The organism is Ruegeria marisrubri (assembly GCF_001507595.1).
Lineage (GTDB): Bacteria > Pseudomonadota > Alphaproteobacteria > Rhodobacterales > Rhodobacteraceae > Ruegeria > Ruegeria marisrubri.
Map to the genome: position 1 here is coordinate 1 of NZ_LQBQ01000003.1, position 22,257 is coordinate 22,257.

Below are 22,257 nucleotides of genomic sequence, written 5' to 3' on the forward strand. Positions count from 1 at the left end.
GCGATAGCGCACCGAGCGGCCCGACTTGTAGAATTTCGGGCCGAACCCGGTCACGCGCCATTTCTGGATGGTGCGCACGCTCTGGCATAGGAAATCGGCAGCTTTGCTTTCGTCAATAAAGCCGTCCAGATAGTCCGTGGCCGGGCGGTTGTTGTCGTTTGCAGGTTCCTTGGTGAGCATCTGTTTTCTCCCTTTCGAATCTCAGATGCTCTTGATTTGGACCAATCCCCAATCTCGAAAAATATCTTTAAATCCCCAAACAATTTATAGTTTGGAGGATTCCTTCAACTCATTGAAAAGAGGCGCAAAGTACTTTTGGATTGTTTTGTCCGATATGTATGCGGGTGGCACTTCGAGGTCCGGTCGGTGCAATTCAAGCCACCTTTTGACCTTCGGGTAATGTGACATCTGCGACGCTTCCGGATCAATTTCACCGGCTTCGTGGAGCCCGTGAAAGGCCGCTTCGATGTCACGCTTGACCGAAGGCCTGCCGGGCGCTCGGGTCGGTGTGGTATCCACGTTGCCGCGTTCGAGGATTTCATTGCGGATGCGGTTGGTCGTGAGGCGGATGTCGACAAATTCCAATCCCCTGTAGCTCAGAGCACCTCCGGTCCAATCGCAGCGACCGGCCCATGCAGCTTTCGGGATTGCGACAGGGGCACTGGAAACCTTTCTCGGCAATTCGTAGCCAAAGCCATGAAGGTGGCCGCCCGCGATATACTTCAAAATGTTCTTTTGCAGGGTTTCCCGAAGCTCGGTGCGAGCCCTGAGGATTTTCTGCGGCCCTTCGAGCGCCATTTGGATTTTTGCAACTGCATCGCCTTCAGATGCAGATGCCATTGCAGCGCCTTTTTCGAACGCATCGCTCGCCGAACGCTGCTGAAGCTCTGCCCAGCGTTCTTTCAGATCCGGCTTGGCGTATGTCACCCAAGCCTGCGTCATCGGCACACCCTTGTGCCACAAACGATTCAACTGGTCTGTTGTTTCCTGGGCCACTGCATCGCCTCTAATTAATTAGTTAGCAATCCGTACGCCATACGGCGCGTTTAGTTAATAGGGTGCGTGTTCCCGCCTGCGCCTACGTGTACGGGCCACTCTCCACCCTATGTAACGTAGAGTCGACGCGCGCCCCTATGTAGCGTAGGCTTACGTATACGTTTACGGGGGGAGTCGCGCCTAACTAATTACTTGACTAGGCGCAGCCCGGGACTGGTTTCCTGCGCCCCAACGATTGCGTTTAGCCGTGCCGCGTTATCTTCCGCCGCCCGCCGCACCGGATCATCGGCCAGATGCGCGTACCGCATGGTGGTCTGAATCTGGCTGTGACCCAACAACCGCCCGACCATCTGAATCGGCATGCCCGACGATACCGCATTCGACGCATAGGTATGACGCAGGTCGTGAATTCGCACATTTGGCAACCCGGCACGTGCACGTATGCGCCGCCACGGTTTTTGCAGGTCGGTGGCATAGTGGCCGGGAACAGCCCCGGCAATGACGTACGGGTTGTCAGGCAGCCGTGGGAGGGCGCTCAGAACCGCTCTGGCGGCTTGGGGCAGGGGAATGCGCCGCGCGCCTGTCTTGGTATCTGGTAGCTCCATTCCCGCGTCAGTGATGAACGACCATTGCAAGGTCTGGATTTCCCCAAGCCGACAGCCGGTCAGGATCAGCAGTCGGAACGCGGCGACGACGAAGGGCGTTTCCGACCCGTCCTGTTCCGCTTCCGCCAATACCTGCCCAAGACGTTGCAACTCGTCTTGGTTCAGGTATCGTTCGCGCTTCGCTTCCCGGTATTTCGGCACGTGGCGGCAGGGGTTCGACCCGTCAGGCCGCAAGCCCCAGATTTCCGCCAGATTGAACATCTTGGACAGCACACCCAAAGTCCGGTTTGCCTGATAAGGCTTGTCTCTGAACTTGTGATGCAACTCGGCAATGTCTTTCCGCTCCACGTCCACCACTTTGAAGCTCCCCAAGGCAGGGGCAATGAACAGGTCTATTGCCCTGCGGTATTCCCTTTGGGTGGAGGGCTTGCAGCGTTCCTTGACGTGGCTGTCAAAGAACCGCTCACACAAGGCCGCGACCGTCGGCGCACGGCGATGCTGGGCAATCTCTTCGGCGGGGTTCTCGCCCTTGGCGACTTGCCCCATGACTTCTTTTGCCAGCTTGCGGGCTTCGTCGACGGTGATCTTGCCATGCCGACCGATTGAGACCCGCCGGGTTCTTCCGCCTTTGCGGTACTGCGCCTGATAGGTCTTGGCTCCGGACGGCATCACGCGCACCCCGAACCCGGCAATCTGGCTGTCCCAGACAAAGTAATCTTTCGCCTCAAGCGGCAAGGCGTCTACGGCGCGTTTGGTCAGTTTCGGCATCCCTCATCTCTCTCCCTGTTTCCGCCCCGTGGAAGCATTGTGGAAGCAACTGGAAGCGGTTCATGGCGTAACAGGTAGGAACTGGGTGTGCGGATCGTCAATAATAAAACAACGATTACAATAAGATAGGGTAAGTTGGCGTTTGCCGGAGTAGATGGTGCAGATTCCCGCAAGCTATCTCATAACCTGAAGGTCAGAGGTTCAAATCCTCTCCCCGCAACCAATCTTTCCAATCAGATATCAAATGCTTAGCGCCCCAAGGGGCGCTTCCTGCGTTTGAGGCCGCAGCAGCCGGTGCTCCAACGGTGCTACGGAAGAGAGCAAAGTACAGAACTGCAATAGGTATTCGGTGAATCGGTCTAGCCTTCTTGAACAATTGTCCGACCGCTGCCATGGCGGATCTTCGCACCACCGGTAACATGAACGACCGATATGGATCTGTACTTAAGGGAGTGCTTCAAACTACATCGTCATCCAACACAAATATCTCAAGAGCCCATTTTTTGAGATAAGGTTGAACTTGACAGTGGATTTTGCTCTACCCAGCAGTTACTCGGCAAGGCGAGGTTACCGCTTTCGTCTCCTTCACTGCAGAACCGGCTATTGTGAAAAACAACCCAAGATTGAAATCTTGTGTGTTTGGGGGGATGTCTGGAAACATTTGGTGTGGTATGACTGTAAGAAGAATAGGTTTGGCCTCGGATGAAGGGCGGGGCTTTTTGTGGTGAGAAACAGTGGCAGGAGTTACGAATGTTGCATTATGTTGGCATATTGATTGGAAAGCTGAAACGCGACGAGCGGGGGGCAACCCTGGTAGAATACGCGATCGCATTGCTGGTCGCGATCGGAGTGGGCGGTTTTGTTGTTACGAACCTTTCCACAAATACCCAAGACAATTTCTGCAGTGCTGACGACGCGGTTCAGGGAGCAGCGCCTGACGGCTGCTGACTGGGGTGGCTTTCGCTGGTTTGGACGGTTCGGCGTGATTTTCCGGCCTGTCAACCAGCGAACCGATCCGGGTTTTCCGGAACCGGATATGTTGGTTGGACCGGCCGATATGGAAGAAACGAGCCTCTCGTGGCTTGGTGTTGCATTCTGCTGCGGAGAACCGGGGCGGAGCGTTTCCTGAAGTCGGCCTGGCGTCAATGCATCCGCGCTTTATGCGGATGCTCGCTTGCCATTTGGCAAGAGCGCCCGGACAGTTCGACCCCCCATTGACTGCAAGAGACCGTCCGGAATGGACGGTCTTTTCTTGCTGGCCCCTGTCGACTGGAATTGCAAGACGCGCCGCGGAAGCCCCGCCGGTGAAGGGGTCTCCGGCACTATTCAGGGCTGCAATCGTTGGTTGCCGAACCCTTCTGCCAGCGAATTCCAGAACTCCTCGGCCGCCGGGTTGAGACGGCGTGCGGGGTTCGAGATCATCCGCAACTCTCGATCCGCCCGAATGTCCTCGGGTGCAACGAAGCCGATACCATCTGGCCTGTGCGTCAATGCACTGTCAGGCAGCACAGTGGCACCCAGCCCTTCGCGCACGAAGGAGATCAGCGCGGTCGTGTTGCGCGCCTGCAAATTGCAGGAATGCAGCAACTCGAGCACGACCGGCGAGGGTACCAGGTCGCAGAGCGGGTTGGCGATCAAAGGTTCCTGGCGCAGAAGCGACCAGCTCTGTTCCGCGCCCTTGGACAGTGCCCTCGCGATTTCGCCGTCTTCGTGAAAGGCAATGCCAAGCCTGTCCTGCATGATCACGACGCCTTCGACTTCATCTTCACTGGCGGACCCGGTGACGATGCCGATATCCGCCTCATCCATGCGCACGCGGCGGCGCACCGAGGCGCTGTCGAGGTCGCTGATTTCCAGGCGCACCCCGGGGCGGGTCTTGCGGAACGCGGCGATCGCGCGCGGCAGGAACGTGACCGTGACCGAGGGAACCGCGGCTATGCGCACCGTGCCGGCGATGGAACTGGTCAGCCGGATGATTGCCTCTCTGCTGCTTTCGAAGACGTCCGTTGCCCGCGTCGCCTCGGCCAGGACGAGTTCGCCGAGCTTGGTCAGTTGGTTCTTCCGTTCGCCTTCGAAAAGCGGGGCGCCAATGTTGTCCTCGAGCTGGGCAAGCATCATCGACACGGCCGACGGGGTGCGGCCGAGGATCGCTGCCGCCTGTGACAGGGCGCCTTGTTCCGCCACGACGCGAAAGACGCGCAGCATTTCCAGTTTGATAGCCATTTCAAAATTCCTGAAATGATGTTCAGAAGTTCAAGATTGCCTGAAGGGCGGTCGCAGGTCTAGCCTTCGCGAAATCAAGGAGACCATCATGGCACAGGCGACAGGATTGCATATCGCAGGACGTTGGCAGCAGGGGGCGTCGGTCATCGAGAACCGCAATCCCTCGGACATCACCGATCTGATCGGCGAATACGCCCAGGCCAGCAGCGCCCAGCTTGACGAGGCCATCGCGGCCGCCCGTCAGGCGCAGCCGGCGTGGTGGCGCGCGGGTGTGCAGAAGCGGCACGATGTCCTGATGGCCATCGGCTCCGAGCTGATGGCGCGGGCCGAAGAGATTGGCCGGATGGTGTCGCGCGAGGAAGGCAAGCCGCTGGCCGAAGGCAAGGGCGAGGTCTATCGCGCCGGCCAATTCTTCACCTATTTCGCCGCCGAGGTGCTGCGCAACCAGGGGGATCTGGCCGAAAGCGTGCGGCCGGGGATCGAGATCGACGTGCGGCGTGAGCCGGTGGGCGTCGTGGCGATCATCAGCCCGTGGAACTTTCCGGTGGCCACCCCCGCGTGGAAGATCGCCCCGGCGCTGGCCTTTGGCAACGCTGTGGTGTGGAAGCCCGCCAACCTGACCCCGGCCAGTGCCGTCGCGCTGACCGAGATCATCGTCAAGCAGGACATTCCCGCCGGGCTGTTCAACCTGGTCACTGGCTCGGGCCGCGACGTGGGGCAGCGTCTGGTCGAAAGCCGCGACGTGGACGCGATCAGCTTTACCGGCTCGGTTCCGGTCGGGCGCGGTATTGCCGCCAGCGCGATTGCCAACATGACCAAGATCCAGATGGAGATGGGCTCGAAGAACCCGATGATCGTGATGGATGACGCCGATCTGGATCTGGCGGTTGCGCATGTGGCCAACGCGGCCTTTGGCGGGACCGGGCAGAAATGCACCGCCGCATCGCGCCTGATCGTGCATGACGCCATTCACGACGCCTTCGTCGAAAAACTGGCCGCAGCGGCGCAGGCGCTCAAGGTCGGGCACGCGCTGGAAGAGGGAACCCAGATCGGCCCGGCCGTCTCAGAGGGTCAGTTGCAGCAGAACCTGGACTATGTGGCGCTCGGCAAATCCGAGGGCGCGGAACTGGTCTGCGGTGGAGAGCGGCTGACCCGCCCGACCGAGGGCTACTTCATGGCGCCGACCGTCTTTGCCAGCACGCGCAATGACATGCGCATCAACCGCGAAGAGATGTTCGCCCCGATCACCTGCGTGATCAAGGCCGGCAGCTATGACGAGGCGCTCTCGATCGCCAATGACAGCGAATTCGGCCTGACCGCGGGCATCATGACCCGCTCGCTGGCCCGGGCCAATCACTTCCGCGCCAACATGCGCGCCGGCTGCGTCATGGTGAACCTGCCCACCGCAGGCACCGATTATCACGTCCCCTTCGGCGGGCGCGGCGCCTCGTCCTATGGCCCGCGCGAGCAGGGCCGTTATGCCGCCGAGTTCTACACCACCGTCAAGACCGCCTATGTCGCGGCCGGAGCGCCGGAATGAAACCGCTGATCGACGGCCTGCAATACGCCAACTGGTCGGAAAAGATCCTCCGCCAGATGCGCGAGGGCGGAGTCGATGCCGTCCACGTCACCATCACCTATCACGAGAACTTCCGCGAGACGGTTCTGAACATCGAGAAATGGAACCGCTGGTTCGAGCAGTTCCCGGACCTGATCTTTCAGGGGCGCACCGCGTCCGACGTGACCCGCGCCCGTGAATCCGGCCGGACCGCGATCTTTTTCGGGTCGCAGAACCCGTCCTGCATCGAGGATGACATCGGGCTGGTCGAGGTGATGCACACGCTGGGCCTGCGGTTCATGCAACTGACCTACAACAACCAGTCGCTGCTGGCCTCGGGCTGTTACGAGGAAGACGACACCGGCCTGACCCGCATGGGGCGCGAGGTGGTGGCCGAGATGAACCGGGTGGGGCTGGTCGTGGACATGAGCCATTCGGGCGAACGCTCGACGCTTGAGGCGATCGAACATTCGACGCGCCCGATCGCCATCACCCATGCCAACCCCCACAGCTGGCACCCGGCGCTGCGGAACAAGTCCGAGACCGTGCTGCGCGCGCTCGGGGAAAGCGGCGGGATGCTGGGCTTTTCGGTCTACCCCCACCACCTGAAGGGCGGCAGCGCCTGCGGCTTGCAGGATTTCTGCGACATGATCGCGCGCACGGCCGATCTGATGGGCATCGACCATGTGGGCATCGGCACCGACCTCTGCCAGGATCAGCCTGACAGCGTGGTCGAGTGGATGCGCGTGGGCCGCTGGACCAAGGCCATCGACTATGGCGAAGGCAGCGCCGCCGCGCCGGGCTTTCCGCCGATGCCGGACTGGTTCGCGGACAACCGCGACTTTGGCAACATCCAGGGCGGATTGCGGGCGACCGGGATGGGTGACGCGGACATCGCCGCCGTCATGGGAGGCAACTGGCTGCGGTTTTTCGGAACGAGTTTTGGAGGGCAGGCAGAAGAGACGCCCCCCGGTCTTTCCACCAGATGGCAATAGGGCGATTGGAATGGCGATCTCGGTGCAAGCAGGATCATGGCGAACCCGCACTAGGGCACGCGTCGGGCACGAGATGTTCCGGGCCTTGGAGATGCGCGCAATGGCGTTGATACTGACCCCGACCGGTTCAGGCAGGTTCGGCGCGTTGAAGGGTGACGGCGCCGCGGCGCCGGTCTGCCGGAAGCCGGATCAACCGAAGGTGATCGACCTATGAGAAAACACGAGGCCCAATTCGACAAGACCGCCAAACCAGAGCGCCGCTCGCCGGAATGCGTGATGCGGCTGGCCCGGATGGGTTCGGCCCACCCGACGCGCCTGTCCTTCCTGCGCGTGATGCTGCGCCGGATGAAGGAGGAAGGCTGGCGTTTCGACCGGCCGGTCTGGGAGATCGACGCGAAAGGCGTTGGCCGGGCGGTCTACCGCGCCATCGGCCCGGTTCGGACCTACAGTCTGGTGGCCTTTGCCCATGACCTGCCGGACGAGATGCGCTCGGACCGGGTGATCGCCACGGCCTGGGACGCGACCTTCACGCTGTTCGACGGCAGCCCGACGGCTGAGGACCTGGACCGGCTGGCCCAAAACGTCCCGCTGCAGGAGGCCGGGCGCATAAGTGAACGCGAGCTGTCTCTCAGCCGCGCGAACCGCTCGGTCCGGTTGTGGGCGCATGTGGTTGACCGGCTGGCCCAGGGGCGCCAGCCCGACCCGGAAGAGATCGAGAAGGTCGGATACCTGATGCGGACCACGGCGGTTTACGGCTCGGGCAAGTTCGGCGCTGCCGACCGCCGGCAGATCGCCGACCGGCCGGAACTCGCCGCGCCGTTCCAGGCCGAGATGCTGTCGGTCTGGCTGACCCGGCAATTCACGGTCGATATCGTGGAACATCTGGCTGCGGCCAAGGGGGGCGCCTCGGCCGTGCGCCTGTCGCCGCAGATCAAAGGCCGCCTCGGCGTCGGCAACTCCACCGGCCTTGGCATGGCACCCTTCCTTGTGCGCCACCCGGTGCTGCTGAACAACTGGATGGCGGCACGGGAAGAGGCGCTGGCGCGCGTCCGCGCGTTGGGCGCGGCCTCTCCCGAACAGGTCGAAGCCCTGCACCGGGCCTATGAGGCCGCCTGCGAGAATGCGGCGCTTTGGCGGTCCGAGCACCCGATCCAGGTTCGGAAACTGGCTGATCTGAGGGCGGATCTGGAACGGATCGGGGACCGCCTGACAACCTTTCCCGGAGATGAGGCACGGCCTTGGGACGGACTCTGGCGGTGGGGGGAGGACGCCCTCACGCTTGAGGGGCAGGAGATGCTGTTCGCGCTGCTGTTGGAGCCGCATGGCGAGCTGATCGACGATCTGGCGTCCTGCATGGCCGCGGACGAAGAGTCCGCCTTTGCGATCGATGGCGCGATGTCGGTGGGGCAGCTTAGGTCAATTCTGCACAAGCATTATGACTGGGCGCTTGCGACCGATTTCTCGCGCCCCGAGAATGCCGCGCGGTTCTGGTATGTGTCCGAGGAAAAGCTGGAGCCGCGCCTTGGCGACCGTGCCACCGATGCAGGCGTTGAACGCGAACAGCCGCTCTGCGCGGGGCTGCTTGCCAAGAACTTGGATGACGCCCTGTCGGGCTGGCCGGATCCCGAAACCGTCGCCGCCTTTCTGCTGCGCCACCCCGAGCATCGCTTCATGGTGCGGCGCGCGCAGATCGTCGCGCAATATCCCTATGCCGAGGTTCGCGACAACCTGATCGCAGAGGACATGTTGCCCATCGACCTGATGCGTTGCAAGCTGGCCTTCTTCGGCGCCACCCATTTCGACCCGAGATCCGACAAATGGGTGCGGATCAGCCTGTTCCAGGGCGCGCCCTATCCGTTGGACATGCAGGGGAGCAGTTCGGCATGACCTATGAACCCAACGACCCGACACATTCGGGGCCCGTTTTCGAGGACGGGCCGGAAAGCGACCACTTGTCCCGCAACGAAATCGAAAGCCTGTCGATGAAGGCCGCGCGGGGCGCGGGAATGCCCTGGGGGCTGGCCGAAGAGGCCGGCTGGGCCACAGGCTGGCTGCATGCCCGCGGATTGGATGGGACGAGTGCCTTGCTGGCTCATCTGCAGCACATGGATGGAACGCCCTGGCAAGAGGCCTCGCCTGTCGTTCGCCATGGCGCGTGGGGATCGACCACCGGCGGCCTGCTGTGCCCTATCGCCGTTGGAACGGCGTTGAGCGATTTCTGCGGGTTGCCCGAAGGCAGTCTCGCAGATGGCGGGCTTGCAATTGACCCGGTTGCTCGGCCGGTGCTGCTGCTGCCGTTCCTGTCGCGGGTCGCAGGGCGATCGAATCAGGCGGTGACCTGTACCGGAGCCGGGTCCCTTGTCACCGTTTCTGCCATGGGGCTTGTGGCCGGTGATTTCGACCGGTTCTGTGCCTTGTCCCAGTCGGCTATCGAACTGACCGCGACCGCGCCTCCCGAGGGAACCAGCAGGCCGGCGGGCGATTTCACATGCAGGCGCGCGACACTGACGGCGCTCAATGGCCTTGCGATGCGCACGACCGTGCCACCCTCTGAAAAGTCACGCGCCGACGCTGGTGCGGCGACCACTGACAACGACTGAACGGTGGACCGGAAGAAAGGTGGTATGGCGATCACCCACCTGAAACCCGGCTCCTGTATGAGCGAAGCCGTCCGCGTCGGAGAAATCATTTTTCAGGCCGGGCAGATCACCGGAGATAAGGGCACCGGTATCGAAGTGCAGACACAGCAGGTTCTGGACGGGATAGACCAGGCCATGGCCGAGTTTGTCTGCTGGCAATCCGATGTCTTCTGGATTCAGGTTTGGTTGGTGGGGGCAGAAACGGGGGCATTTCCCGGGGCACTCGGGTGCCACGGGTGTCCGTCTATCGATGTTCTGATGAAGTGGCTGGGGTGGTAGGAAACCTTGCCGACCGATGATTGTTATCGGCATTTTCCACTAGCCCGAGAAACTGGGGCGGTTTCGGGGGCATTTTGCGGAGTAGAGCGATGGCGGGTCTGCGCCGGGCATTTCAACCGCCAGAGTGACCGTCGACCACCGCTATCGACCCCGTGGCTGGAGACCTGCTGACTGGTGCTGACGGGTTGGTGGCTGGGGGATGCAGCAGCCTCAAAGCATAAGCGTTACTTGTTGGAGAAGCCGTATCCATCAGCGCTTTCGAGCGAAACGCCGCTTTCTCGTCATCTGTTCGCTGTCAGCTACTCGGATACCGGCCACTTCAACACCCGGCTCTCAAGAGAGCGTCCGCGTGACTTGGCGATGTAGGCCGGATCGCGTCCACCACGATAGCGAGGGCCCTTTTCCACATTGGCAAAGTTGTCGTCGCCAGCCCCGCCCTGCGGCGCTCCGATCCAATAGTCGTCATACGCTCGCAGCTGATATTCCATCCGTCCGGACAACCCACCATTCAAGGGGATTTCGGCGCCGACACCAAGCAAGAAGCCGAGTTCGCTTTCATCCCTGGTCACAACCGGCCCGGAATGCAATTGGTACTGACTGGTGAAGTTGCTGGAAATCGCGCCGAAGCGGCCATACAACAAAGCATTTCCGGGGGTTCTCAATCCCGAGATGGCGCTCAAGCTATAGGCATTGCCGCGCTCGACCGAGAAATTCCGCGCACCGGAATGGGGCCATTCCCCATCATTGAACTCGACCTCGGCCTCCAAGCCGAGCACGAGATCATTCAGGTTTGCCCGATACCCTGCAAACAATCCTGCGACAGGGCTGTTGTCACCGAAATCGGCGGTCAAGAACCCGTTTGAGCCTCGCGGGCCGTCCACCTTGGTTTGCGTAGCCAGGTTCCCGACATGCCCGCCGATGTAGAAACTGGATGCCCCCCAGGATGCGAGATTGCCGGTGCCCTCATCATAATAATTGTCCAGCGCGGCCCCCAACCGCAGGGAAATACGATGTTCATCGTATTCCGCTCCGGCCGCGTCCGACTGTCTTTGTTGAAAGCTGTAGTCCGTATCCAGATAAACGCGAGGATTGAAGTAGTACCGCAGGGATAGTCCCGTTTCCGCCAAATAGTCGGTGCGGTCAGTCTGTTGATAGTCATTCTGGGTCAGGAAAAAGTAACCGGCGAGCGATACGTTCTGCGAAACCCGATGCCGCAACCGCAGCCCCGCAGAGGTCGCCAAATAGCCGGACGCGCCGGTCAGGGTGGTTTCTTCCAAGCTACGTTCGACAATGCCGGTCAATCGTGTGGAGTCACCAATCGACGAACTTAGATCAAGGCCGAAGTCGGGTGCCGTGACTGTATCAAAAGCCGGGTCTTCGTAATCCTGGCTCAGAATCCCAAGCATCACCTCACCGCGCGCGTTACCGATAGAACCGGTGTATCCAACGGCTGCTCTCAGGCCATCGGAATCGCGTTCCACCGCGGTGTCATAGTCCCGCTTTTCATAGATTCCCTGAACGAACACCTCGCCGTTTTCGGTTTTCGAAACACCGATGCGCCCGCCTGCCTCCAAGTGAGTGCGATCACGGTCGTCATTGTCGATGCGTATCCCCGAAATGCTGTCCACGTCATCAAAATCGAGATCACGGGCATTGATGCCAAACCGGTATCTTCTTTCGTCGATTCGACCGCCGACCCCGAAATACCCGCTGGTCTCATCATATACTGTCGGCTCGATACCAAACACAGCATCTGGAGAACTGCGGCTTTCGTGTTCGTGCGCAAAGTCCAGGCCTCCAAAGACGAAAAACTGGCGATCGAATTGGTATCTGAAGTCCGCGCCAACGCTGTAGTCATCATAGTCTTCTGAGCCGTAGTCTGCATAACGGCCAAGTTCTGCCCGAGCATCCAGTCCGAGACTGAACTTCTCGCCTGTTAGCGACAGCCTCGCCCAAGGCGCAATGATCGTTACGAAATCATCACGGCGGTCGTTTGACGTCGCGAAGACGTTGTCGGTGTATTCTTCGGCCAGACTGACGCCAGCGTCGAAATCAACCTGTGCTGCATCCTGAGCCCACACAGAGGGTGCCAGTAATTGCCCGACCGATGCGCCAGCGACAATTGGAAGGAACTTTCTCGTAAGCACTGCCCGACCTTATCCTCAATGTATTCCGAATAATTTATGTATTGATACGACAAGTCGCTGGTGCGTTGACCTGTGTCAATCAAATGCTGAAAACATACGAACCCCTGTTTGACGGCTGCGGTTTTGATACAACGGTTGTCCACTATAATGGCCATCAGTGTGCGAAAGGTATTTTCCGCTCGCCAGCGGGTCACATTCCGCTCCGAAGCCAAGTCTACGGAACACGCGCCACCCAAAAAGAAAAGGAAGTAGCCCCCCGGCAACCCGCTAAGGGCCGCCGAGGGATAGTGTTATGAGGGTGGTCTTCGGTTGACGACATAGTCAGCCAGCCATTGCCAGTAGGCTTCAGCGTCACGATACCCCTGAGCCTGAGCAGCCAGATCTTCCGCTGCCTTACGGGTGCAACCACCATCGTATTCAGCGATAGCGGCTCGTTCCTCGAACGCGTCAATGTCGGGGAACGTCATGTCGGTAACCGGATCTGGTCCACGATCGACCGGCGCTGCTCGTCACTGATGCCAGCCGAGTAAATGCCATAGGTGATCCCGTTCTCCGACCGCGCCGACTTGTGGCCGACCAGAGACGCCGTGAAGTGCTCTGGAACACCGGTTCGCTCGCACTGGGTAATGAACCACTTCCTGGTCGAGTGAAACACTAACCCCGGTCGCGCCAGATCAAGCCGCCGTCTCAGTCTCGCGAACCCCTTGGTCACCTGCGCGACAGTCAGGTCAGGGAACAGTGGGCCAGTCGATGGCAGTCGTCGAAACACCTCGTCCAAGACAGGGTGAACCGGAACCAGTCGCTCCGCCGCCTCCGTCTTCAGCAGTCGAAGCTGGTTGGGTCTCACATGAACGAACGACCCGAGGTTGCCCTTGGACACCAGATCATCCCTGAGCAACCCGACCGCTTCCCCCGCGCGCATTCCCGACAGCAGACAGGTCAGCAGAACAGGATGCAGATCCCGGTCCTTGGCTCGGAGCAGTTGGACCACCTCATCGTCGGTCGGAACCGCGTAAGGCGCTGGGCGCACCTTCCGATCGAAAGGAACCGTCCGAAACGGATTGGCCTCCAGATGCCCCTCGTAGACCACCCAGTCGAGAAAGTGATTGACCTGCGACCAGATCCGCCGCTGGGTTCTGGCCGTTATGGTCACCGACCCCCGCGACGAGTAGGCGACGAGTTGGTCCAAGGTTAACCCTCTCGTGGTTTCGCTCTTGCCGATCATCGGGGAAAGCTGAGAGATCAGGCTCAGGAACTCCCGTCCGTCAGCCCTGGACAAGCTGCAGACAGACCGCTCACCAAACTTGCTGGTGAACAACCCGACGGAGTATCGGACCGATTTGAACCCGCTGGGCCGTAATGCGTTGCTGCGCTTTGAGAGGTAAACTCTACTTGCGTCGCGCACGGACACCTTCAGGCGTCGGAGACGACCCGGACGATCAGGTCCAGCGCCGGTTCGCCGTACTCGCCAGCCAGAGGGCCGGTCAGCGCGGTCCCGGTCACGCAGTCTTCGAACACCTCGTCCACGAGGAACAGATGCTCGGGGACGTCATCGAAGGCCCGGATCACCACGACGTCACCGGGTTTCAGGTCCAACTCAGTCATCGTAGCCTCCGTTCTTCCAAGACCAGAGGACCGCCAGCAGAACCAGCGCCGAGACAACGGGGTGGGAACGCGAGATCACCCAGAGCATCGTCGTCAGGACGGCCTTGGGCGGTGGGCGCAAAAGAAAACCCCCGGCGAGGACGCCGAGGGCAGACAGGTACTTCATGGATCAAACTCCTGCAGTTGCATCTTTATTTAGGTACAGGAGGGTCCTCGGTTTTGGCGCTAGATGTTGCGTGGATCGGCCCGGCATGCTCTTATTCGGAGAATGTTTTTAGTTGGTTTCGCGTTGGAGTGCTTATGACTGGATCGCCGCTGGCTGACGTAATCGTCGTTCTTCTTACCGTCTCACCGGTCCTTGCTATTGTTTTTCTAGTACTTTGGTTGAAACGTAGGCGCGATCTGAAAGCTCTAGAGTTTGAAACCGACAAACGTGACGCTGAGCTGACTAGGCAGATCCAAGCCGCTGAGAATAGCAAGCATCAACTCGAGGAGCGCTTTTCTGCGATCTTGGACATCGAGGCCGAAGTTCAGAAAACTCGAACGGAACGAGATCGGATCGAGAGAGAAATTGAAAGCCTTCGCGCCACCTACAAGGAGAAACGACAGATCTACGACCGCCTGCTCGAACAAGTGGCCATATTTGACGAGCAAATCTCCTTTGCCGAGTTTGGCGTTTACCAGCCGCATTTCGAGTTCGGTGACAGCGAACGATATAAGGAGGCCATAAAGGCGGTGCGGGACGAACAGAAAAACGTGGTGAAGGCTAAGACAGCTGTCGATGTACATACCGCGTGGACGGTCGAAGGTTCTAAAGCAAAAGGCCAGACGATGGCCAATCGGGCTGTTCGGTTGGCACTTCGGGCCTTCAACGCTGAGGCGGATGCAGCAATCGCTAACACCAGATGGAACAACGCCGAGGCGATGATCCGACGTATCGAAAACGCGTGCACCCAGATCAACAAGGCAAACGCATCTCTGAATATTGAGATCACGCAATACTATCTGGACTTGAAGCTGAGAGAGCTTAGGCTGACGCATGAATATCGTGAACAACTCAAGGCTGAACGTGACGAGCGCGCAGAAGAGGCTCGGCTTCAGCGCGAGGAGAAACGGCTTGAGGTAGAGGCCGAAGAAGCTCGCCGCGAAGAAGAAAAATACGAAGCCATGCTGGCAAAGGCTCGAGCGGAAGCTGGAGCAATCCAGTCGGAAGATCAAGGTGCCAAGATCGCTGAACTCGAAAGACAGCTAGCGGAGGCGCATGAAAAGACGGAACGGGCTCAGGCGATGGCAGAGCGTACTAAGACTGGTTTTGTCTATATCATTTCGAACGTTGGGTCATTTGGCGAAGACGTGGTCAAGATTGGATTAACCAGACGGCTAGATCCTGCTGATCGCGTCAGGGAACTGGGAGACGCATCGGTGCCCTTCCTTTTCGATACGCATGCTATGATCTATTCTGAAGAAGCCCCCGCACTGGAGGCGGCTCTCCATGCAGAGTTTGACGGCCAGCGAGTCAATGGTGCCAACATGCGGAAAGAGTTTTTCCGGGCTACCCTTGAGGAAGTCGAGGCGGCTGTTCGCTTTCTCGCGCCAGATGCCGAATTTCACAAAGACGTTGAGGCGCAGGAATTCCGGGAGACATTGGCAAAGCGAAAACAACAGTTGGAGGCGGAACGCCAAGATGAAAAGCTCATGTTCCCCGCGGAAATCTGAAGCGACAATACGCACTGAAATACAAGCGTAATCGGAAGGAATATGAGAGTTATCCAGCCAAAAGGGACCAAAGGAAGCTTGAAATGGATTCAAGAAATGATCCAATGCTATCCTGACCTTCTTCAGCCGTCAGGACTTCCAACTATCGAATGGGTTTCACCTCTAGCGGAAGATGAATACGCCGAGTATCGCGATGAGGCATTCTTGGACCGCCTCGGTATCGGGCACCTCACAGCGTCACTGAAAGACTTCTGGCCGCAACGTGGACCTCAGTGGGATGCTTTGGGAGTGACTTCGAGTGGCCCGGTGCTCGTCGAGGCAAAAGCACACGTTCGCGAGTTTTTTTCGCCGCCGTCGCAAGCCGGTCAACGCTCTCGTAAACAGATTGATCGCGCCTTCGCCTCAGTCCGGGCCGATCTTGGGGTTGGCCGGGCCACTGACTGGTCAGAACTCTATTATCAGTACGCCAATCGCATAGCTTTCCTATGGTGGCTCCGCGAGTAACCGGGCGGTGATTGACGAGACGACGGTGGTTCGCCATCGCTGCCACAACGAGCGCTGCTGTCGGCCGGAGCATCTGGTCGAGGGGTCGGCGGCGGATAACAAGCGCGACGACTGGGACTTCTGGGCGAACGGGGTCGATTACGACCTGCTATAAACGTGGCATGGGCCTTCACCGACCTCTGAGGGCCCACCCTGCACACCCGTAACACCCAAAACCACTGGGGCAGAAACGGGGGCATTTCCCGGGGCACTCGGGTGCAACGGGTGTCCGTCTATCGATGTTCTGATGAAGTGGCTGGGGTGGTAGGATTCGAACCTACGGTACGCGGTACCAAAAACCGTTGCCTTACCACTTGGCTACACCCCAACGGTGAGCGGCTATCTACGGCCATTGCATCCGGGGTTCAAGGCCCCTTTCGCAAAAAAATCGCACCGCCGCTCGCATTTTTTAGCTGACCACTAGGCGCGGCATTGAACGAGCACGGCACCGGCGCGGCCACCGGTTTCGACGGCTTCATGGGCGGCCGCGCAATCGGCCAGATCATACACCGATTGGACTGGGCAGTCCAAGGCGCCGTCCTGCAATGCGGCGGCCAATCGGTCGATGGCCTGCTTGCGTATCGACGCCGACAGCAGGTAGACCAGCACCATCTCGAGCGTCACGGCTTTGAACATCAGCGCGTAGAAGGGCAGGGTCGGTGCCATGTCCTTGGCTGAACCATATGCGTTGATGCGTCCGTTTTCGGCGATGACCTCCGTATCGGTCTCCACGTTCACGCCGAATTCCACCTCGACGATTCGCTGCACCGGATCGCCGCCATTGGCCGAGAGAATCTGTTCGGCCAAGTCGGGGTCTGCATAGTCCAGCGCAACGTCCGCTCCGGCGGCGCGTACGCGGTCCAGGCTGCCTGCACCCGCCGTGGCGATCACCCTGGCGCCGCCCCATTTGGCCAGTTGGACGGCCAGGTAGCCGACCGTCCCCGCGCCCCCATGAACCAGAACGGTCTGACCCGCTATGTCGCCGCCCGAAAAAACCGTATGGCAAGCCGTCAGCCCAGGGATTCCCAGCACTGCGCCGGTTTCCAGCGAGACGGATTCCGGCAGGGGCACCGCCTGCTCGGAGGGCAGTGATATCTTTTCGGCGGCGGTTCCGAAGGCGCGCCGCCACTGGCCGTTCCAGACCCAGACCCGCTGGCCGATCCGCGAGGGCGACACGCCCTCGCCCACTGCCGAGATCACGCCGGAGCCGTCGCTGTGGGGGACGATGACCGGATAAGGCGGCTTGGTTACGCCCGGCCGGGCGCCGGCCCGGGCCTTGACGTCCGACGGGTTCACCCCGGAAAAGGCCAGATCGACCACCACTTCACCGGGCCCGGGGTTCGGCGGTTCCATTTCGCTGATCCGCAAAACGTCCCGCGCCGTTCCGAATTCGCTATAGGTTATGGCCCTCATCCTGCTCCACCTGTTCTTGAAGTCCTGCCAGGAATTCCGGCAAGACGCGGTTTCACTCTGGAAACACATGATGGGCGCGATGGGCACGCATCGCAACACAAGACCGCACCGTCCTGCAGCGCCGTTTCGGGCAGAAGAAACCCCGGCCTGTGGGCCCCGAAAGTTCCGCGCAAACTTTCCCTTGCCCTCAAAACGACTCTCCCTTATAGGGACGCATCCTGCGATCACCCGGGCCTCCCGGGGGATTCGCATGTCTATCATTCATCCACCAGGTCAAAGGTGACCCGAGAAGGGGCCTTCTGGTGTTTTGAGCAAAGGAAAAGGCGATGAACGCCCAGGAACTGCGTAACAAGACCCCGGACCAGCTCCGGGAGGACCTGGTCAACCTGAAAAAGGAAGCATTCAATCTGCGCTTCCAGCAGGCGACCGGCCAACTCGAGAACACCGCCCGGATCAAAAGCGTGCGCCGCGACGTGGCGCGCGTCCAGACCGTGCTGAACGAAAAAGCCGCTGAAGCTGCGAACTGAGGAGCCTGAATAGATGCCCAAACGTATTCTGCAAGGCACCGTGACCAGCGACGCCAACGAACAGACCGTCACCGTGCTGGTGGAGCGCCGCTTCACGCACCCGGTTCTGAAGAAGACCATCCGTAAGTCCAAGAAATACCGGGCTCACGATGAAAAGAACGCCTTCAAGGTCGGCGACACCGTTCGCATCATCGAATGCGCGCCGAAATCGAAGACGAAACGCTGGGAGGTTCTGGAGGCGTAAGCCCCCGGAACTTTCCCTTTGTCGAAACCCTGGGGGAACTAACGAGACCAGCCCCCACAGGTCGGGAGAAACCACATGATCCAGATGCAGACCAATCTGGATGTCGCTGACAACTCCGGCGCACGCCGAGTTCAGTGCATCAAGGTCCTGGGTGGTTCCAAGCGTAAATACGCCTCCGTCGGCGACATCATCGTCGTCTCGGTGAAGGAAGCCATCCCGCGCGGCCGCGTGAAGAAAGGTGACGTCCGCAAGGCCGTCGTCGTGCGCACCGCCAAGGAAGTCCGTCGCGAAGACGGCACCGCGATCCGTTTCGATCGCAACGCCGCCGTCATCCTCAACAACAACCTGGAGCCGGTCGGCACCCGTATCTTCGGGCCGGTTGTTCGCGAGCTGCGCGCGAAGAACTTCATGAAGATCATTTCGCTGGCTCCGGAGGTGCTGTAATCATGGCTGCTAAACTCCGCAAAGGCGACAAGGTCGTCGTGCTGGCCGGCAAGGACAAGGGCAAAGAGGGCACCATCACCTCGGTCGACCCGAAAGCCGGCAAAGCTGTTGTCGACGGCGTGAACATCGCCATCCGCCACACCCGCCAGTCGCAGACCTCGCAGGGCGGCCGTCTGCCCAAGGCGATGCCGATCGACCTGTCGAACCTGGCGCTGCTGGACAAGAACGGCAAGGCAACCCGCGTCGGCTTCCGCATGGAAGGTGACAAGAAGGTTCGTTACGCCAAGACCACGGGGGACGTGATCGATGCTTGATGCTGCAAACTACACCCCGCGTCTGAAGACTCAGTACGCCGACAAGATCCGCGCCGCTCTGAAAGAAGAGTTCGGCTACAAGAACGACATGATGATCCCCAAGCTGGAGAAGATCGTTCTGAACATCGGCTGTGGCGCTGAGGCGGTGAAGGACTCGAAGAAAGCCAAGTCGGCCGTCGAGGACCTGACCGCGATCGCTGGTCAGAAGGCCGTTGCGACCAAGGCGAAGAAGTCGATCGCAGGCTTCCGCGTCCGTGAAGACATGCCGCTGGGCGCCAAGGTGACCCTGCGCGGCGACCGGATGTACGAATTCCTGGATCGTCTGATCACCATCGCGCTGCCGCGCGTGCGTGACTTCCGCGGTGTGAAACCCGCTTTCGACGGCCGTGGCAACTTTGCCATGGGTCTGAAAGAGCACATCGTGTTCCCGGAAATCGACTTCGACAAGGTCGACGAGGTCTGGGGCATGGACATCGTAATTGCCACCACAGCGAAAACCGACGCTGAAGCAAAGAGCCTGTTGAAGCACTTCAACATGCCGTTCAACGCGTAAGCGCCGGGAGGATTAGACATGGCTAAAAAAGCAATGATCGAGCGCGAGAAGAAGCGCGAGCGTCTGGTGGCAAAATACGCCGCGAAGCGCGCCGAGCTGAAAGAAATCGCGAATGACGAAAGCCGCCCGATGGAAGAGCGCTTCAAGGCGCGTCTGAAACTGGCGAAACTGCCGCGCAACAGCTCGGCAACCCGTCTGCACAACCGCTGTCAGCTGACCGGCCGTCCCCACGCTTACTACCGTAAGCTCAAGGTCAGCCGTATCGCGCTGCGCGAGCTGGGCTCTGCTGGTCAGATCCCCGGCATGGTGAAATCGAGCTGGTAAGGAGAGAGTGAGATGAACGATCCTATCGGCGATATGCTCACCCGTATCCGCAACGCGCAGATGCGCGGCAAGTCCACCGTGATCACTCCGGCGTCGAAACTGCGCGCCTGGGTTCTGGACGTGCTGGCGGACGAGGGCTACATCCGCGGCTATGAAAAAGTGACTGGTGAAAACGGTCACCCGGCGCTTGAGATCAGCCTGAAATACTACGAAGGCACCCCTGTCATTCGCGAGCTCAAGCGGGTCTCGAAACCCGGCCGCCGCGTGTACATGGGCGTCAATGACATTCCGCAGGTCCGTCAGGGTCTGGGCGTGTCGATTGTCAGCACTCCGAAAGGTGTGATGTCGGACGCGAACGCTCGCTCCAACAATGTTGGCGGCGAAGTGCTCTGCACCGTCTTCTAAGGAGGTCCGGATATGTCTCGTATTGGTAAGAAACCGGTCGAGCTGCCCAGCGGCGTTACCGCCTCTGTGTCCGGCCAGACCATCGAAGTCAAAGGTCCGAAAGGCACCCGCAGCTTCACCGCCACCGACGACGTGACCCTCGCTGTCGAAGACAACGTGGTCACGGTCACCCCGCGTGGCACCTCGAAGCGCGCACGCCAGCAGTGGGGCATGAGCCGCACCATGGTCTCCAACCTGGTGACCGGCGTGACCCAGGGTTTCAAGAAAGAGCTTGAGATCAGCGGTGTGGGTTACCGGGCTCAGATGCAGGGCAACACCCTGAAGCTGAACCTGGGCTACAGCCACGATGTCGACTATGTCGCTCCGGAAGGTGTCACCATCACCGCTCCGAAGCAGACCGAGATCGTCGTCGAAGGCATCGACCAGCAGCTCGTCGGCGAAGTCGCGGCCCAGATCCGCGAATGGCGCCGCCCGGAACCCTACAAGGGCAAGGGCATCAAGTACAAAGACGAGTACATCTTCCGCAAGGAAGGCAAGAAGAAGTAAGGACGCTAGACATGGCAAACAGCAAACGTACCCTGTTTCTGAAGCGCCGCCTGCGCGTTCGGAACAAGCTTCGCAAGGTCAATGCCGGGCGTCCGCGCCTGTCGGTGCACCGCTCGAACAAGAACATCTCGGTCCAGCTGATCGACGACGTTCGCGGCGTGACCCTGGCTTCGGCCTCGACCCTGGAAAAGGATCTGGGCGTCGTCGGCAAGAACAACATCGAAGCGGCTGCCAAGGTGGGCGCGGCGATCGCCGAGCGCGCCAAGAAGGCCGGTGTCGAAGAAGCATACTTCGATCGTGGCGGCTTCCTGTTCCACGGCAAGGTGAAGGCTCTGGCCGACGCCGCGCGTGAAGGTGGGCTGAAACTGTAAGAACCTGTGGGTGGCCGCCCGGCCACCCCGATGATCCGGGAACCGGCCCTGTTCCGGTTCACCTGGATTGGCAAAAACGGCGCCACGCGCCAGAGAGAGAGGAATGCCGAATGGCAGAACGTGAAAACCGCCGGGGCGGCCGTCGCGAACGCGAGGAAGCACCGGAATTCGCCGATCGTCTTGTTGCGATCAACCGTGTTTCGAAAACCGTCAAGGGTGGTAAGCGCTTCGGCTTCGCCGCTCTGGTGGTTGTTGGCGACCAGAAGGGCCGCGTCGGCTTTGGCAAGGGCAAGGCGAAAGAAGTGCCCGAGGCCATCCGCAAGGCCACCGAGCAGGCAAAGCGCAACATGATCCGTGTTCCGCTGCGCGAAGGCCGCACCCTGCACCACGACATCGAAGGCCGTCATGGCGCCGGTAAAGTGGTCATGCGCACCGCGCCGGAAGGTACCGGTATCATCGCCGGTGGTCCGATGCGTGCCGTGTTCGAAATGCTGGGCGTCAAGGACGTGGTTTCCAAGTCGCTGGGCAGCACGAACCCCTACAACATGATCCGCGCCACCATCAACGGCCTGCAGAAAGAGCAGAGCCCGCGTTCGGTCGCCGCGCGTCGTGGCAAGAAGGTTGCCGACATCCTGCCCAAGCGGGAAGAAGCACCGGCCGCTGCCGAAGCAGCCGAAGCCTAAGGAGACGTCACCATGGCAAAAACCATCGTCGTCAAGCAGATCGGTTCTCCGATCCGTCGCCCCGCCGACCAGCGCGCAACCCTGATCGGCCTGGGCCTGAACAAGATGCACAAGACCCGCGAGCTCGAGGACACCCCCTCGATCCGCGGCATGATCAACAAGATCCCGCATCTGGTCGAGATCGTCGAAGAGCGCGACTGATCGACCTGCGCTGACTACCGGCGTATCGAACGAAAGACACCCTCGGAACTGCTCCGGGGGTGTTTGTTTTTTGTGACTGGCATTCCGCTATCGCATAGCGGCTAGACCGATTCAGAGATTGTCCACGGTGCCGACCGAACCTACTTCCCTGCGATCCG

General features: G+C 60.2%; 29 protein-coding genes and 1 tRNA gene. 20 read left to right on the forward strand and 10 right to left on the reverse strand.

The genetic code is table 11. From position 1 onward, the window contains the following. The 3 genes from AVO45_RS19310 to AVO45_RS05000 form a co-directional block, all read right to left on the reverse strand. Nucleotides 1-180 (reverse strand): DNA-binding protein (locus AVO45_RS19310; protein WP_240482075.1); only part of this gene is annotated, 180 nt, incomplete at its 3' end. An 84-nt stretch (nt 181-264) separates the two neighbouring features. Continuing rightward, entirely contained in the window at nt 265-996 is a 732-nt protein-coding gene (locus AVO45_RS04995) for a hypothetical protein (RefSeq protein WP_157770099.1), read from the reverse strand. A gap of 188 nt (nt 997-1,184) precedes the next feature. Further along, complete coding sequence (locus tag AVO45_RS05000; protein ID WP_068344850.1) at nt 1,185-2,369, reverse strand: site-specific integrase; 1,185 nt, start codon at nt 2,367-2,369, stop codon at nt 1,185-1,187. A gap of 750 nt (nt 2,370-3,119) precedes the next feature. Here AVO45_RS05000 and AVO45_RS05005 point away from each other — a divergent pair. Then, nucleotides 3,120-3,317: a Flp family type IVb pilin gene (locus tag AVO45_RS05005; protein ID WP_068344851.1), complete on the forward strand. Its 198-nt coding sequence runs from the start codon at nt 3,120-3,122 to the stop codon at nt 3,315-3,317. A gap of 378 nt (nt 3,318-3,695) precedes the next feature. On the opposite strand, the gene AVO45_RS05010 is transcribed toward AVO45_RS05005, so the two are convergent. Next, nucleotides 3,696-4,592: a LysR family transcriptional regulator gene (locus AVO45_RS05010; protein ID WP_068344852.1), complete on the reverse strand. Its 897-nt coding sequence runs from the start codon at nt 4,590-4,592 to the stop codon at nt 3,696-3,698. A gap of 88 nt (nt 4,593-4,680) precedes the next feature. On the opposite strand from AVO45_RS05010, the gene AVO45_RS05015 reads away from it, so the two are divergent. From AVO45_RS05015 to AVO45_RS05035, 5 genes are all read left to right on the forward strand, one after another. Beyond that, nucleotides 4,681-6,132: an aldehyde dehydrogenase family protein gene (locus tag AVO45_RS05015; RefSeq protein WP_068344853.1), complete on the forward strand. Its 1,452-nt coding sequence runs from the start codon at nt 4,681-4,683 to the stop codon at nt 6,130-6,132. Continuing rightward, nucleotides 6,129-7,145 (forward strand): membrane dipeptidase, encoded by a 1,017-nt coding sequence (locus AVO45_RS05020; protein ID WP_068344854.1) that lies wholly within the window; start codon nt 6,129-6,131, stop codon nt 7,143-7,145. Before AVO45_RS05015 ends, AVO45_RS05020 begins: the two co-directional genes overlap by 4 nt. A 210-nt stretch (nt 7,146-7,355) precedes the next feature. Beyond that, entirely contained in the window at nt 7,356-9,032 is a 1,677-nt protein-coding gene (locus AVO45_RS05025) for a hypothetical protein (protein WP_068344855.1), read from the forward strand. Then, entirely contained in the window at nt 9,029-9,745 is a 717-nt protein-coding gene (locus tag AVO45_RS05030) for a DUF3726 domain-containing protein (RefSeq protein WP_068344856.1), read from the forward strand. Before AVO45_RS05025 ends, AVO45_RS05030 begins: the two co-directional genes overlap by 4 nt. Nucleotides 9,746-9,769: 24 nt before the next feature. Further along, nucleotides 9,770-10,063 (forward strand): RidA family protein, encoded by a 294-nt coding sequence (locus AVO45_RS05035; protein ID WP_068344857.1) that lies wholly within the window; start codon nt 9,770-9,772, stop codon nt 10,061-10,063. Nucleotides 10,064-10,362: 299 nt separating this feature from the next. Here the strand turns inward: AVO45_RS05035 and AVO45_RS05040 are convergent, their stop codons facing one another. The 4 genes from AVO45_RS05040 to AVO45_RS19650 all read right to left on the reverse strand — a co-directional run bounded on the left by AVO45_RS05040 (nt 10,363) and on the right by AVO45_RS19650 (nt 13,981). Next, on the reverse strand, nt 10,363-12,210 hold the full coding sequence (locus AVO45_RS05040) for an outer membrane beta-barrel protein (RefSeq protein WP_082688665.1): 1,848 nt from the start codon (nt 12,208-12,210) through the stop codon (nt 10,363-10,365). A 463-nt stretch (nt 12,211-12,673) separates the two neighbouring features. Beyond that, nucleotides 12,674-13,399 carry a tyrosine-type recombinase/integrase gene (locus tag AVO45_RS05045; RefSeq protein WP_240482076.1) on the reverse strand — a complete coding sequence of 242 codons (726 nt, stop codon included), beginning with the start codon at nt 13,397-13,399 and terminating at the stop codon, nt 12,674-12,676. A 224-nt stretch (nt 13,400-13,623) separates the two neighbouring features. After that, nucleotides 13,624-13,815 carry a hypothetical protein gene (locus tag AVO45_RS05050; RefSeq protein ID WP_068344860.1) on the reverse strand — a complete coding sequence of 64 codons (192 nt, stop codon included), beginning with the start codon at nt 13,813-13,815 and terminating at the stop codon, nt 13,624-13,626. Beyond that, nucleotides 13,808-13,981, reverse strand: coding sequence for a hypothetical protein (locus tag AVO45_RS19650; RefSeq protein WP_157770100.1), 174 nt, complete (start codon nt 13,979-13,981; stop codon nt 13,808-13,810). The genes AVO45_RS05050 and AVO45_RS19650 overlap by 8 nt, the downstream gene beginning before the upstream one ends. Nucleotides 13,982-14,115: 134 nt before the next feature. Here AVO45_RS19650 and AVO45_RS05055 point away from each other — a divergent pair, with 134 nt between their 5' ends. The 3 genes from AVO45_RS05055 to AVO45_RS20185 are packed head-to-tail and all read left to right on the forward strand — an operon-like array spanning nt 14,116 to nt 16,189. After that, entirely contained in the window at nt 14,116-15,531 is a 1,416-nt protein-coding gene (locus AVO45_RS05055) for an SNIPE associated domain-containing protein (RefSeq protein ID WP_068344861.1), read from the forward strand. Between the two features lie 42 nt (nt 15,532-15,573). Then, nucleotides 15,574-16,035: a hypothetical protein gene (locus AVO45_RS19655; RefSeq protein WP_169795992.1), complete on the forward strand. Its 462-nt coding sequence runs from the start codon at nt 15,574-15,576 to the stop codon at nt 16,033-16,035. A gap of 7 nt (nt 16,036-16,042) precedes the next feature. Next, nucleotides 16,043-16,189 carry an HNH endonuclease gene (locus AVO45_RS20185; RefSeq protein WP_082688667.1) on the forward strand — a complete coding sequence of 49 codons (147 nt, stop codon included), beginning with the start codon at nt 16,043-16,045 and terminating at the stop codon, nt 16,187-16,189. 138 nt (nt 16,190-16,327) lie between these two features. Here the strand turns inward: AVO45_RS20185 and AVO45_RS05060 are convergent. Together AVO45_RS05060 and AVO45_RS05065 are read right to left on the reverse strand one after the other, a co-directional pair. After that, nucleotides 16,328-16,402, reverse strand: a tRNA-Gln gene (locus AVO45_RS05060). 92 nt (nt 16,403-16,494) lie between these two features. Then, the gene (locus AVO45_RS05065; protein ID WP_068344862.1) at nt 16,495-17,487 is read right to left on the reverse strand and encodes an NADPH:quinone reductase; all 993 of its coding nucleotides are present in this window, start codon (nt 17,485-17,487) and stop codon (nt 16,495-16,497) included. 326 nt (nt 17,488-17,813) lie between these two features. On the opposite strand from AVO45_RS05065, the gene rpmC reads away from it, so the two are divergent. The 11 genes from rpmC (at nt 17,814) to rpmD (ending at nt 22,099) form a co-directional block, all read left to right on the forward strand. Continuing rightward, a complete protein-coding gene (gene rpmC / locus AVO45_RS05070; protein WP_068344863.1) occupies nt 17,814-18,014 on the forward strand; it encodes a 50S ribosomal protein L29 in 201 nt (66 codons plus the stop codon). A 13-nt stretch (nt 18,015-18,027) separates the two neighbouring features. Further along, nucleotides 18,028-18,258 carry a 30S ribosomal protein S17 gene (gene rpsQ / locus AVO45_RS05075; protein WP_068344864.1) on the forward strand — a complete coding sequence of 77 codons (231 nt, stop codon included), beginning with the start codon at nt 18,028-18,030 and terminating at the stop codon, nt 18,256-18,258. Nucleotides 18,259-18,333: 75 nt separating this feature from the next. Beyond that, the gene (rplN, locus tag AVO45_RS05080; protein ID WP_068344865.1) at nt 18,334-18,702 is read left to right on the forward strand and encodes a 50S ribosomal protein L14; all 369 of its coding nucleotides are present in this window, start codon (nt 18,334-18,336) and stop codon (nt 18,700-18,702) included. 2 nt (nt 18,703-18,704) lie between these two features. Next, the gene (gene rplX, locus AVO45_RS05085; RefSeq protein WP_068344866.1) at nt 18,705-19,016 is read left to right on the forward strand and encodes a 50S ribosomal protein L24; all 312 of its coding nucleotides are present in this window, start codon (nt 18,705-18,707) and stop codon (nt 19,014-19,016) included. Then, nucleotides 19,009-19,569, forward strand: coding sequence for a 50S ribosomal protein L5 (gene rplE / locus AVO45_RS05090; protein ID WP_068344867.1), 561 nt, complete (start codon nt 19,009-19,011; stop codon nt 19,567-19,569). Before rplX ends, rplE begins: the two co-directional genes overlap by 8 nt. Nucleotides 19,570-19,587: 18 nt before the next feature. Continuing rightward, nucleotides 19,588-19,893, forward strand: coding sequence for a 30S ribosomal protein S14 (rpsN, locus tag AVO45_RS05095; RefSeq protein ID WP_068340744.1), 306 nt, complete (start codon nt 19,588-19,590; stop codon nt 19,891-19,893). Between the two features lie 12 nt (nt 19,894-19,905). Then, the gene (rpsH, locus tag AVO45_RS05100; protein ID WP_068344868.1) at nt 19,906-20,298 is read left to right on the forward strand and encodes a 30S ribosomal protein S8; all 393 of its coding nucleotides are present in this window, start codon (nt 19,906-19,908) and stop codon (nt 20,296-20,298) included. Nucleotides 20,299-20,310: 12 nt separating this feature from the next. After that, nucleotides 20,311-20,844, forward strand: a complete 534-nt coding sequence (gene rplF / locus AVO45_RS05105; RefSeq protein ID WP_068344869.1) for a 50S ribosomal protein L6 — start codon at nt 20,311-20,313, stop codon at nt 20,842-20,844. Between the two features lie 11 nt (nt 20,845-20,855). Next, on the forward strand, nt 20,856-21,215 hold the full coding sequence (gene rplR / locus AVO45_RS05110; RefSeq protein WP_068344870.1) for a 50S ribosomal protein L18: 360 nt from the start codon (nt 20,856-20,858) through the stop codon (nt 21,213-21,215). Between the two features lie 110 nt (nt 21,216-21,325). Next, complete coding sequence (rpsE, locus tag AVO45_RS05115; RefSeq protein WP_068344871.1) at nt 21,326-21,898, forward strand: 30S ribosomal protein S5; 573 nt, start codon at nt 21,326-21,328, stop codon at nt 21,896-21,898. Between the two features lie 12 nt (nt 21,899-21,910). Beyond that, the gene (gene rpmD / locus AVO45_RS05120) at nt 21,911-22,099 is read left to right on the forward strand and encodes a 50S ribosomal protein L30 (protein WP_068344872.1); all 189 of its coding nucleotides are present in this window, start codon (nt 21,911-21,913) and stop codon (nt 22,097-22,099) included. The last annotated feature ends 158 nt before the right edge of the window (nt 22,100-22,257 follow it).

Coding starts and splice junctions, on each gene's coding strand:
- AVO45_RS05000 (WP_068344850.1), bottom strand. CDS start 2,369: ATGCCGAAACTGACCAAACGCGCCGTAGACGCCTTGCCGCTTGAGGCG.
- AVO45_RS05005 (WP_068344851.1), top strand. CDS start 3,120: ATGTTGCATTATGTTGGCATATTGATTGGAAAGCTGAAACGCGACGAG.
- AVO45_RS05010 (WP_068344852.1), bottom strand. CDS start 4,592: ATGGCTATCAAACTGGAAATGCTGCGCGTCTTTCGCGTCGTGGCGGAA.
- AVO45_RS05015 (WP_068344853.1), top strand. CDS start 4,681: ATGGCACAGGCGACAGGATTGCATATCGCAGGACGTTGGCAGCAGGGG.
- AVO45_RS05020 (WP_068344854.1), top strand. CDS start 6,129: ATGAAACCGCTGATCGACGGCCTGCAATACGCCAACTGGTCGGAAAAG.
- AVO45_RS05025 (WP_068344855.1), top strand. CDS start 7,356: ATGAGAAAACACGAGGCCCAATTCGACAAGACCGCCAAACCAGAGCGC.
- AVO45_RS05030 (WP_068344856.1), top strand. CDS start 9,029: ATGACCTATGAACCCAACGACCCGACACATTCGGGGCCCGTTTTCGAG.
- AVO45_RS05035 (WP_068344857.1), top strand. CDS start 9,770: ATGGCGATCACCCACCTGAAACCCGGCTCCTGTATGAGCGAAGCCGTC.
- AVO45_RS05050 (WP_068344860.1), bottom strand. CDS start 13,815: ATGACTGAGTTGGACCTGAAACCCGGTGACGTCGTGGTGATCCGGGCC.
- AVO45_RS19650 (WP_157770100.1), bottom strand. CDS start 13,981: ATGAAGTACCTGTCTGCCCTCGGCGTCCTCGCCGGGGGTTTTCTTTTG.
- AVO45_RS05055 (WP_068344861.1), top strand. CDS start 14,116: ATGACTGGATCGCCGCTGGCTGACGTAATCGTCGTTCTTCTTACCGTC.
- AVO45_RS19655 (WP_169795992.1), top strand. CDS start 15,574: ATGAGAGTTATCCAGCCAAAAGGGACCAAAGGAAGCTTGAAATGGATT.
- AVO45_RS05065 (WP_068344862.1), bottom strand. CDS start 17,487: ATGAGGGCCATAACCTATAGCGAATTCGGAACGGCGCGGGACGTTTTG.
- rpmC (WP_068344863.1), top strand. CDS start 17,814: ATGAACGCCCAGGAACTGCGTAACAAGACCCCGGACCAGCTCCGGGAG.
- rpsQ (WP_068344864.1), top strand. CDS start 18,028: ATGCCCAAACGTATTCTGCAAGGCACCGTGACCAGCGACGCCAACGAA.
- rplN (WP_068344865.1), top strand. CDS start 18,334: ATGATCCAGATGCAGACCAATCTGGATGTCGCTGACAACTCCGGCGCA.
- rplX (WP_068344866.1), top strand. CDS start 18,705: ATGGCTGCTAAACTCCGCAAAGGCGACAAGGTCGTCGTGCTGGCCGGC.
- rplE (WP_068344867.1), top strand. CDS start 19,009: ATGCTTGATGCTGCAAACTACACCCCGCGTCTGAAGACTCAGTACGCC.
- rpsN (WP_068340744.1), top strand. CDS start 19,588: ATGGCTAAAAAAGCAATGATCGAGCGCGAGAAGAAGCGCGAGCGTCTG.
- rpsH (WP_068344868.1), top strand. CDS start 19,906: ATGAACGATCCTATCGGCGATATGCTCACCCGTATCCGCAACGCGCAG.
- rplF (WP_068344869.1), top strand. CDS start 20,311: ATGTCTCGTATTGGTAAGAAACCGGTCGAGCTGCCCAGCGGCGTTACC.
- rplR (WP_068344870.1), top strand. CDS start 20,856: ATGGCAAACAGCAAACGTACCCTGTTTCTGAAGCGCCGCCTGCGCGTT.
- rpsE (WP_068344871.1), top strand. CDS start 21,326: ATGGCAGAACGTGAAAACCGCCGGGGCGGCCGTCGCGAACGCGAGGAA.
- rpmD (WP_068344872.1), top strand. CDS start 21,911: ATGGCAAAAACCATCGTCGTCAAGCAGATCGGTTCTCCGATCCGTCGC.